The 8140-nt window shown below is 67.1% G+C and carries 9 protein-coding genes; 6 read left to right on the plus strand and 3 right to left on the minus strand.

Annotated elements, in window-relative coordinates:
• The first annotated feature begins 140 nt into the window (after window positions 1–140).
• On the plus strand, window positions 141–281 hold the full coding sequence (locus tag KMAL_RS17370; RefSeq protein ID WP_180999854.1) for a hypothetical protein: 141 nt from the start codon (window positions 141–143) through the stop codon (window positions 279–281).
• Between the two features lie 114 nt (window positions 282–395).
• Here KMAL_RS17370 and KMAL_RS15400 read toward each other — a convergent pair whose 3' ends face one another.
• Together KMAL_RS15400 and pyrF are read right to left on the minus strand one after the other, a co-directional pair.
• A complete protein-coding gene (locus KMAL_RS15400) occupies window positions 396–1040 on the minus strand; it encodes a phosphoribosylanthranilate isomerase (protein ID WP_110096392.1) in 645 nt (214 codons plus the stop codon).
• 8 nt (window positions 1041–1048) lie between these two features.
• Window positions 1049–1714 carry an orotidine-5'-phosphate decarboxylase gene (gene pyrF, locus KMAL_RS15405; RefSeq protein ID WP_338043511.1) on the minus strand — a complete coding sequence of 222 codons (666 nt, stop codon included), beginning with the start codon at window positions 1712–1714 and terminating at the stop codon, window positions 1049–1051.
• Window positions 1715–2125: 411 nt separating this feature from the next.
• Between pyrF and KMAL_RS15410 the strand changes: the two genes are divergently transcribed.
• The 4 genes from KMAL_RS15410 (at window position 2126) to KMAL_RS15425 (ending at window position 5882) form a co-directional block, all read left to right on the plus strand.
• Window positions 2126–2416, plus strand: a complete 291-nt coding sequence (locus tag KMAL_RS15410) for a hypothetical protein (RefSeq protein ID WP_110096394.1) — start codon at window positions 2126–2128, stop codon at window positions 2414–2416.
• 269 nt (window positions 2417–2685) lie between these two features.
• Window positions 2686–4095 carry a M20/M25/M40 family metallo-hydrolase gene (locus KMAL_RS15415; RefSeq protein WP_110096388.1) on the plus strand — a complete coding sequence of 470 codons (1410 nt, stop codon included), beginning with the start codon at window positions 2686–2688 and terminating at the stop codon, window positions 4093–4095.
• Window positions 4096–4122: 27 nt separating this feature from the next.
• Window positions 4123–5094, plus strand: coding sequence for a 4-hydroxythreonine-4-phosphate dehydrogenase PdxA (pdxA, locus tag KMAL_RS15420; protein ID WP_180999855.1), 972 nt, complete (start codon window positions 4123–4125; stop codon window positions 5092–5094).
• Entirely contained in the window at window positions 5091–5882 is a 792-nt protein-coding gene (locus KMAL_RS15425; RefSeq protein ID WP_110096390.1) for a pyridoxine 5'-phosphate synthase, read from the plus strand. Before pdxA ends, KMAL_RS15425 begins: the two co-directional genes overlap by 4 nt.
• Before the next feature lie 156 nt (window positions 5883–6038).
• Here the strand turns inward: KMAL_RS15425 and tldD are convergent, their stop codons facing one another.
• Window positions 6039–7496, minus strand: a complete 1458-nt coding sequence (tldD, locus tag KMAL_RS15430; RefSeq protein WP_110096391.1) for a metalloprotease TldD — start codon at window positions 7494–7496, stop codon at window positions 6039–6041.
• 314 nt (window positions 7497–7810) lie between these two features.
• Between tldD and KMAL_RS17010 the strand changes: the two genes are divergently transcribed.
• The coding region (locus tag KMAL_RS17010) for a hypothetical protein (RefSeq protein WP_408887936.1) at window positions 7811–8140 on the plus strand (330 nt) is incomplete at its 3' end.

The following is an 8140-nucleotide window of genomic DNA, read 5'->3' on the forward strand; positions in this document are numbered from 1 at the left end:
GCGGGCAGCACGCTGACCAGTCCAAGCGACACCGCCAGCACGAATGCAATCCTGCGCATCGACCCAGATCCTCTTTCCTTCGTCGTCTCCCCTCCGGGCGGCGACACATTATCCCTGCCGCGGGCATGGTGGCCGGGGCCATGATGGGGCGCGCATTCTCGCCCTATCGCTATTACGGGTATCCCTATCCCGTCTACAGGTATCCCGCGCCGTATCCCTATTACGCCTATCCGCCACCGCCGCCCCCTCCGCCGCCGGTCTATGGCTACCCCTATCCCTGAGACGCCGATCCCATGGGATGAAGGTTCTCCGGCGTTGCGTGGACAGGTCGTGGTTTCCGCAGGGCAATGCCCTCTGGCGGGTTTCAGGGCAGCGGCCTGAACCGCGGCCTCTCCTTACGCGCGAAAGGCGTTCATCGCCGCAGTGATGAAGGCGCGGATCAGTGTGGCGGATTTGACACCCGGCGCGCTTTCCACGCCCGAAGACACGTCCACCGCCCGTGCGCCGCTGCGCATGATGGCATCGGCCACGTTGTCCGGCTTCAGCCCGCCGGCCAGCATCCATGGCGCGGGGGCGCGCCAGCCTTCGGTCAGGCCCCAGTCAAGGCAGCGGGCATTGCCGCCCGGTCGCGTGCTGCCTGCGGGCGGCCGTGATTCGATGACCAGCCCATCAAGTCCCGTCGCAGAAGGCAGGTCGCTGCGTGCCGCAATCCCGACCGCGCGCCAGACCGGAAGGCCGAAGCGCGCGCGGATTTCCATGGCGCGTGCCTCCGGGGCGTAGACCTGCAGACCATCAAGCGTGACGGTGTCGAGAACGCGCGTGATCTCCGCATCCGTGGGTTTGACGAACAGGCCGATCCGGCCGGGGCCGCCATCGGGCACCTGCGCCGCCAGCATTTTTGCGACGTCTGGCGCGACGTTGCGGGGGGAGGGGCCGAAGAACACGAACCCGACCCACCGCGCCCCTGCTTCGATGGCGGTGTCCAGCGCAACGGCCTCGGTAATGCCGCAGATCTTGACCCCGGTGATATTGGCCCCCATGGCCATGTTCAGGCCGAGAGTTCCGCCGCAATGGCCGCCGCCGCCGCGGCCGGGTCGGGCGCACGGGTGATGGGGCGGCCCACCACGATGTAATCCGCGCCTGCCGCATGGGCCTGCGCCGGGGTCATGATGCGTTTCTGGTCCCCCGCCGCACTCCCGGCGGGACGGATGCCCGGCACCACAAGGACCGGTCCATCGCCCAGCGCTTCGCGCAGCAGGCGGATTTCATGGGGGGAGCAGACCAGGCCATCCGCCCCGGCCGAGACCGCAAGGCGGCCCAGTCGCACCACCTGGTCCGCTACGTCCGATTCAACGCCGGTTTCATGCAGCGCCTCGGCATCGAGGCTCGTCAGCACCGTCACCGCCAGCAGCAGCGGGCGCGCGCCTTCGGGGAAGGTCTCGTCCACCGCCCTGCGCGCGGCGGCGATCATGGCGCGGCCACCCGACGCATGGATCGTCAGCATCGCCGGCCGCACCCGCGCCAGGCTGCCGATGGCGGACGCCACGGTATTGGGGATGTCATGCAGTTTCAGGTCAAGGAACAGCGGCAGGCCATCCGCGACCTCGCGCACCGCCTCAAGCCCCTGCGCATAGGTGAACTCCAGCCCCATTTTCACCATTGCCGAGGCATGTGCGGCCACGCTGGCGCGCAGGGTCGCGGCCTCGGCCTCCAGAGTGCGGACCTGCTGCTCTGCCTTTCGGGCGCGGCGGATCTGGCCCAGCGTCCCGATCCAGGCGCAGACATATCCCAGCGCATAGAACACCGCCCCCGTCAGCAGCGCCAGCACGCCGGGGGAGGAGTTCCACTGCCACTCCAGCCATGTCATGGGGGCTGAGCCCTGATTGCAGGCGGCCAGGATAATAAGCCCGAGCACGAACGGCAGCGTGATGAACAGACGGATCATGATGCGCTTCCCTAGCGTCAAGGATTTTCCCCTGCAAGGAAAACCCTGTCGGGGCGGTATGGTCACGATGTTTGTGACAGCATGAAAGCTTGATCCGGCCGATGCAACATGATGTCGTGGATGTCCGGATTGCCGGAATGGCGCGGCTTGCGCCATGATGGCGCGGTGGAAAGGGGCGCAATGGGAAAAGTCATTGCCTTTGGCGCCACCGCCCGTCGGGATGACGGGATGTGGGGCGTGGTCGCAACACTGGGGCGGCGCATGCGCGTCGCCAGCATCTATGCCACGCGGCAGGCGGCGCTGGCGGATTGCGAGTGGCGCATGCAGCAGGTCGCGGCCTATCGCGCGTTCCTGCGCCAGTCGGGCCAGCCCGTGCCCGTCTACTCCATTCGCCCCGTCCGCCGCACGGACCTGCCACGGGGGTGGCGTCCGCTGCCCGCGCTGGGCTTCCTGCGGGGGCAGCTCTTCTGATCCGGCATCTGCGTGGCAGCGTGATATTTAAAATAACCTGCTGATAAAATTAATAAAAGTTTTTGGGTGCCGGCTTTTTTCAAAAAGGCGGCGTTCTTTGAAGCTTTTTGGAAAAAGCGTCACCAAAAACTTTTCATATGTGTACACCCTGTCGGGAACGGCATTTCAGGCAGTCATCCGGCGGGATTGCATTTTCGTGGCATCATTCGCACAGTCGCGCGCGTTGCGGTACCGCAGCACCAGACCAAGCAGCAAGGATCCCAGGACCGATGACCGACCATTCCACTGACCTGACGCCTGTGCTCGATCATGTCGATCGCACGCTGGAGGAAAGCCTGTCGCGCCTGTTCGGTCTGCTGCGTATCCCCAGTGTCTCCACCCGGCCCGAACATGCGGGCGACTGCCGTGCGGCGGCGCAGTGGCTGTGCCGGGAGCTTGAGGAGATCGGTTTTTCCGCCCGCGTGTGTGAAACGCCGGGCCATCCGGTCGTCGTCGCCCATGACCGCACCCCGCCCGAAGGCCCGCATGTCCTGTTCTATGGCCATTACGACGTGCAGCCTGTCGATCCGCTGAACCTGTGGCACAGCGACCCGTTCGAACCCGTCATGGTGACGCGCGATGACGGCGCGCGCCAGATCGTCGCGCGCGGCGCGTCCGACGACAAGGGGCAGGTCATGACCTTCATCGAGGCCTTGCGCGCCATCCGTGCGACACGCGGCGCGATGCCGGTGCGCATCTCCCTCGTCATCGAGGGGGAGGAGGAAAGCGGCGGTCCCAACCTCGTGCCGTTCCTGATGGAGCATCGCGACGAACTCGCCGCCGATATCGGCCTGATCTGCGATACCGGCATGCTGGGCGCGACGCCTGCCGTCACCACGGCCCTGCGCGGCATGGTGGGGGAGGAAGTCACCCTGAAATGCGCCACGCGCGACCTGCATTCTGGCATTTACGGCAATGCCGCGCGCAACCCGATCGAACTGCTGTGCACGATCCTCGCCTCCGTGCGGGATCATGAAAGCGGTCGCGTCACGCTGCCGGGGTTTTACGAGGGCGTGCGCGAACCTTCCCCCGAACTGCGCGCGCGCTGGCGCGAGATTGCGCCCGATGACGCGACCTTCCTCGGTGCGGTCGGCCTGTCGCAGCCTGCGGGGGAGAAGGGCTACACCGCCATAGAGCAGACATGGTGCCGCCCGAGCTTCGAGATCAACGGCATTTCCGGCGGCTATACGGGGGAGGGGTTCAAGACGGTCCTGCCCGCCATGGCGTCGGCCAAGGTGTCGTTCCGCCTTGTCGCGGGGCAGGACCCGGTGCGGGTGCGCGAAAGCTTCTGCAGCCATGTGCGCGCCGCCCTGCCGGAGGACTGCACGGTGGAATTCGCCCCCCATGGCGGGTCGGGTGCGTGCGTCGTGGCCGATGACGCCACCGGCCTGCGTCCCGCCCTTGCGGCGCTTGGCGCGGAATGGGGCGTGCCCGCCGTCACCATCGGTTGTGGCGGGTCCATTCCCGTTGCCGCCGACATGCGCAACATCCTTGGCATGTCCGCGCTGCTGATCGGGTTCGCGCAGGATGACGACCGCGCCCATTCCCCGGACGAGAAATATGACCTCGTCTCCTTCCACAAGGGCATCCGGTCGTGGGTGCGCATCCTGCACGCCATCGCGGCGGGGGCGCGGGACTGACAACGAAAGGTGCGGCCGATGTCCGACATGCTGGCCCTGACGATGGGCGACCCGGCGGGGATCGGCCCGGAAATCACGGTGGGGGCGTGGCGCGCCCTGCACCGGCAGGGGCCGGGTTTCGTCGTCATCGGTGATCCCGATATCCTGACCCGCGCCGGTGGGCCGGTGCGCGTGGTGCCCGACATCGCGGCGGCGCGCACGGCGTTTGCCGACGCCATCCCCGTCCTGCCGCTGTCGCTTGCCGCCCCGGTGACGCCGGGCCATCCCGACAGCGCCAATGCCGATGCGATTACCGGCAGCATCGCGCGCGCCGTGCGCATGGCGCAGGCGGGGGAGGTCGCGGGCGTCGTCACCAATCCCATCAGCAAGGTCGTGCTGCGCCGCGCGGGTTTTCCCCATCCGGGCCATACCGAATATCTGGGCGAACTGTGCGCGGCGCCGGGGCGCGAGGTGATGATGCTGGCCTGTCCCTACCTGCGGGTGGTGCCGGTGACGGTCCATGTCGCCCTGCGCCGGGCGATCGCGGAGTTGGACATGCCGGGCATCATCCGTGCGACGCGCACCACACATGCCGCCCTGCGCCGGGATTTCGGCATTGCCGCGCCACGCATCGCGGTTGCGGGCCTCAACCCCCATGCGGGGGAAGGCGGCACGATGGGCACGGAAGAACGCGACATCATCATCCCCGCGATCGAGGCCCTGCGGGCGGAGGGCATGGACATCACCGGACCGTGGCCGCCCGATACGATGTTCACGCCCACGGCGCGCGCGCGCTATGACGTGGCGATGTGCATGTACCATGACCAGGGGCTGATCCCGCTCAAGACACTGGACATGGCGCAGGGGGTGAACGTGACGCTCGGCCTGCCGGTCATCCGCACCTCCCCCGATCACGGCACGGCCTTTGACATTGCAGGCCATGGCACCGCCGACCCGTCGAGTCTGGTGGCGGCAATGCGCATGGCCGCCGAAATGGCAGTAAACAGGAACAGGTCATGACATCTTTCCCGCTTCGCCCGCAGCGCCTGGGTGTGAATATCGACCATGTCGCCACCGTTCGGAATGCGCGGGGCGGAGCCGATCCGGACCCCGTGCGTGCCGCCCTGCTGGCGCAGGCGGCGGGCGCGGACGGCATTACCGCCCACCTGCGCGAGGACCGGCGCCATATCCGCGACCGTGACCTGTCACGCCTGCGTACCGAACTGGCGATCCCGCTGAACATGGAAATGGCGGCAACGCCAGAGATGGTCGGTATCGCCACCACCCTGCGCCCGCATGCGTGCTGCCTTGTCCCCGAACGGCGGGAGGAAGTCACGACGGAAGGCGGCCTTGATGTCGCGGGGACGGAGACGGCGCTGTCCGCGCATGTCGCGCGCCTGCGGGATGCGGGGATACGGGTGTCGCTGTTCATTGATCCCGACGCGGAACAGATCGCGGCGGCCACGCGCGTTGGCGCGGCGGTGGTGGAGCTGCATACCGGGGCCTATGCCGGGGCGGCGGATGGGGAGGCGCAGGTGCGCGAAATGGCGCGGATCGCACGTGGGGCGACGCTTGCGGCGTCCATGGGGCTGGAAGTGCATGCGGGCCACGGGCTGAATTACGACAATGTCGCCCCGATTGCCGCGCGGCCGGAAATCGTCGAACTCAATATCGGCCATTTCCTGATCGGGCAGGCGATCTTCGACGGCCTGCCCGTTGTCATCCGCCACATGAAGGGCCTGATGTCCCATGCCCGCAGCAGGGCGGAGCAGGACGGGGCGGCATCCTTCATGGAAGATGAGGGATAGAAGTTTTTGGTGAAGCTTTTTTCAAAAAGCTTCGAAAGACGCCGCATTTTCAGAATGCGGCATCATTGATGAAGCATCCTCAGGGCTCTGCCCTGAAACCCGCCAAAGGGCATTGCCCTTTGGAAACCATTACTTCTTGAGAACCCGGCGCGGGGGTCAGCCCCCCGTGCCGCCGATCGTCAGGCCGGTCATCTTCAGCGTCGGCTGTCCCACGCCCACCGGCACGCCCTGCCCGGACTTGCCACAGGTGCCGATGCCGGGGTCAAGCGCGGGTTCCTGCCCGATCATGGTGACCTTGGTCATCGCATCCGCGCCATTGCCGATCAGGGTCGCGCCACGGACCGGGGTGGTGACCTTCCCGTCCTCGATCAGGTAGGCCTCCGACGCGGCGAAGACGAACTTGCCGGAGGTGATGTCCACCTGCCCGCCACCGAAATTGACGGCATACAGACCGCGCTTCGTCGTGCGGATCATGTCCTCGGTCGTGGCGTCACCGCCCAGCATGATGGTGTTGGTCATGCGCGGCAGGGGCGCATGGGCATAGGACTGGCGCCGCCCGTTCCCGGTGGGACGCACCCCCATCAGCCGCGCGTTCAGCCGGTCCTGAAGGTAGCCGGTCAGGATCCCGTCCTCGATCATGACCGTGCGGCCCGTGGGCGTGCCTTCGTCATCAACCGTCAGGCTGCCGCGACGTTCGGGCAGGGTGCCGTCATCGACCACGGTCACGCCGGGGGCGGCCACGCGCTGTCCCATCAGCCCGGCAAAGGCGGAGGTGCCCTTGCGGTTGAAATCCCCCTCCAGCCCGTGGCCCACGGCCTCGTGCAGCAGGATGCCCGGCCAGCCCGCGCCCAGCACGACCTCCATTTCCCCCGCAGGCGCCGGGGCGGCGTCAAGGTTGACGAGCGCCATGCGCAGCGCCTCGTCCACGGCGGGTTTCCACACGGCGGCATCCAGCAGGCGGGTATAGGCATACCGCCCGCCCAGCCCGTGCCCGCCACTTTCACGGCGGCCGTCCTTTTCTACCACGACCGAGACGTTCATGCGCACCAGCGGGCGGATGTCGGCCACACGCTGCCCGTCGGGGCGGATGATCTGCACCGCCTGCCACTGCGCCGACAGCGATGCCATGACCTGTACCACGCGCGGGTCGCGCGCGCGGGCATAGGCGTCGAGTTCCGATAGCAGTGCTGCGCGCGTGGCGAAATCGGTCTCCCCCAGCGGGTTGAGGGTGGGATAGAGCCGGTGGTTCGTCGCCTGCGGCCCCACCGCCAGCGTGCCGCTGCGGCCCGCGCGGATCTGCGCCACGGTTTCGCTGGCGCGGCGGATGGCGCTTTCGCTGATTTCATCCGAATGGGCGAATCCGGTTTCCTGGTCGATCACCGCGCGCAGGCCGAAGCCGGAGGAGGTGTCGAAGGTTGCCGAACGGATCACCCCTTCATCGAGGGAGATCATCTCGCTTTCGCGGTATTCCAGGAACAGTTCGCCATCATCCATGCCCGACAGCGCCTGCTGGACAAGGCGTTCGGCCTCCGTCCGGCCAAGGCGTGCGTCAGCGCGTTCGAAAAACAGGCTGTCCGTGGTGGCCAGGGGGGACAGGGTGGGATCAGGCGACATCGGGGATACTCCGCGGATAACGGGAACAGGACCATGCCCCGGTGGCCCGGAGGCTGCCGGCATGATGCCCTGCGATGCAGGTGGGGCAGGGGACGTGCATGGCCATGCACGCCGATCATAATGCCATTGCCGTCAGGACGAAACCGTACAGGGCGGATGAGGCGTAAAAGGGGCGCAACATGAACTGGACATAAACTGGACACAATAAAAAATGAACTTCCCTCCATGTGGGCGGTTTTTCTTTTCGTTCCCTTCGCATGCAGGGCATGGTGTGAGGTATATGCGGTCCCAACAGCGTGGAGTTCAGACGTCTCGTGAATGTTTCCCTCATGGCCGGTTCGGCCCTGTCGCGTCCGGTCGCGTGCTGCGCCGGCGCCGCTCTGGTCGCGCTTGTGTCATCAGTAAGTCCCGCCCGGTCGCAGGAGGCCCACCCTGACGGGCCTGCCGCCCCGCAGGCCTCCGTTGCAGCATCTCTCCCTGCCGCTTCCGTCCCCGCCGTCCCGACGCAGCCCCATGCGGAAGGGACAGTAGCGGCAGGTCCGACGATGCCCCCCGCATCCGGTGTCGCCCCGGTCACGTCTTCCGCCCCGCCCGTGACGGTGGCCCCGGATGGGACCACCGTCACGGGCGGGGCGGACGACGTG

Origin of the sequence: Novacetimonas maltaceti (genome assembly GCF_002906255.1) — a bacterium.
In the GTDB taxonomy this organism is placed as follows: Bacteria; Pseudomonadota; Alphaproteobacteria; order Acetobacterales; family Acetobacteraceae; genus Novacetimonas; species Novacetimonas maltaceti.